At 61.1% G+C, this 2,127-nt stretch carries 3 protein-coding genes; all 3 read left to right on the top strand.

All coding sequences use genetic code 11. The features are described from left to right. Positions 1 to 597, top strand: a 597-nt coding sequence (locus EN884_RS34070) for a peptide chain release factor-like protein (RefSeq protein ID WP_128361043.1), incomplete at its 5' end; no start/stop codon positions are given. Continuing rightward, entirely contained in the window at positions 590 to 1,462 is an 873-nt protein-coding gene (prmC, locus tag EN884_RS34075; RefSeq protein ID WP_063169067.1) for a peptide chain release factor N(5)-glutamine methyltransferase, read from the top strand. The genes EN884_RS34070 and prmC, both read left to right, overlap by 8 nt. A gap of 303 nt (positions 1,463 to 1,765) precedes the next feature. Continuing rightward, the coding region (locus EN884_RS34080; RefSeq protein ID WP_128361044.1) for a DUF4167 domain-containing protein at positions 1,766 to 2,127 on the top strand (362 nt) is incomplete at its 3' end.

Below are 2,127 nucleotides of genomic sequence, written 5' to 3' on the forward strand. Positions count from 1 at the left end.
GAAATCATCGCCACGGTGTCGGGCAAGGGCGTCTTTGCGCATCTGAAATTCGAATCCGGCGTGCATCGCGTGCAGCGCGTGCCGGCGACCGAGGCCAGCGGGCGCATCCACACGTCGGCGGCAACCGTCGCGGTGCTGCCCGAGGCCGAAGAGGTCGACATCGACATCAGGGCCGAAGACATCCGCATCGACACGATGCGCGCCTCGGGTTCGGGCGGCCAGCACGTCAACACCACCGATTCGGCCGTCCGCATCACCCATCTGCCGACCGGCATCATGGTCGTGCAGGCTGAGAAATCGCAGCACCAGAACCGCGCCAAGGCGATGCAGATCCTGCGCGCCCGCCTCTATGATCTCGAACGCGGCAAGGCTGACGAGGAGCGCTCCGAATCGCGCAAGTCACAGGTCGGCTCCGGTGACCGCTCGGAACGCATCCGCACCTATAATTTCCCGCAAGGGCGCGTCACCGACCATCGCATCAATTTGACGCTCTACAAGCTCGACCGGGTGATGATGGGCGAACTCGACGAGATCATCAACGCGCTGATCGCCGATCATCAGTCCAAGCTGCTCGCCGACATCGGCATCGATGACTGACCTGCCCAACGCGCTCGGGCCGCTGCTGCGGGAAGCGCGGGCTCGGCTCGGCAGCACCGTCGACGACCCGGCGCTCGATGCGAGGCTGATCGTCGAGCATTTTTCGGGCACGACGCGCACGCAAGCCATTGCGGACCCCGAACGCAGGGTCGGCGCCGGCGCTGTTGCCGAAATCGATGCCGCGTTGAGACGCCGCGCCGGCGGCGAACCTGTGCATCGCATCCTCGGCTATCGTGAATTCTACGGTTTGCGCCTGGCGCTGTCGCCGGAAACGCTGGAACCGCGGCCGGATACCGAAACGCTGGTCGAGGCGATATTGCCCTTCGTCAAGGCGGTTGCGACGCAGGAAGGCGAGTGTCGCATCCTCGATCTTGGCACCGGCACCGGCGCCATTGCGCTGGCGCTGCTCAGCGTCGTGCCGACGGCTAATGCCACCGGCGTCGATCTGTCCGCGGGTGCGCTGGCGACGGCGGCCCGCAATGCCGGGCAACTTGGTCTTGCGGGCCGGTTCACGGCGCTGCAGTCGGACTGGTTCGAAAAAGTTTCCGGCCGGTACCATGTAATTGTCGCAAACCCTCCCTATATATCTTCCGAAGACATTGGAAATCTGCAGGACGAAGTCCGCAATTTCGACCCGCGCCTAGCCCTGGATGGCGGCGCGGACGGTCTGAACCCCTACAGAACCATCGCTGCGGAAGCGGCAAGGTTTTTGGAAATTGAAGGCAGAATTGCGGTCGAGATCGGCCATACGCAACGCAACGAGGTCTGCGAGATATTCACTGCAGCCGGCTACGTGCCGGGCAGTGTTTTCCGTGACCTCGGTGGAAACGACAGGGTTATTGTCTTTGAAAGGATAAAGCCTTGACGCAGTGCAAAAAAGCGCTTGGCAATGCCGGGGAATGCGGCTAGGGTCGCCTTAACCGGATGAGACGAAGCAGGCAGTGCTCTTAGCGATTCGGTTTTCCTTGGAAATAGCTGCCTTCTTGCGCAAACGATGCCCAAGCTTCGTGCGGGAATCGTCCGGCAAGTGATGTAACCGGAACAGGATGACACGTGGCGCCAACGCAATCGATGCGGGCGAACGCCGGTGAAGAGACGAAACGGCTGGCTGCATGAGCGCCTCCGTTCGTGAAGAGTTTTTCGAAAATTTCAAAATGAAGAGAGTTTGATGAGGCCACAACAGCAGAACAGGCGCATGCGCGGTCGCAACAACAATGGCGGCGGCGGTGGTAACAATAACAACAATAACAACAACAACCGCAAGGGGCCTAATCCCCTGACGCGCAACTACGAGAGCAATGGCCCGGACGTGAAGATCCGCGGTTCGGCTCAGCAGATCGCCGAAAAATACGCCACCCTTGCCCGTGATTCACACAGCTCCGGCGACCGGGTCATGGCGGAGAACTATCTCCAGCACGCCGAGCATTACAATCGCATCATCGCGGCCGCACAGGCGCAGATGCCGATCCAGAACACGCAGCAGAATCGCGATGATTTCGACGATGATGGCGATGAGGACCGCGACGATTT

This window comes from Mesorhizobium sp. M7A.F.Ca.AU.001.01.1.1 (genome assembly GCF_004022735.1).
Classification (GTDB): Bacteria; Pseudomonadota; Alphaproteobacteria; order Rhizobiales; family Rhizobiaceae; genus Mesorhizobium; species Mesorhizobium ciceri.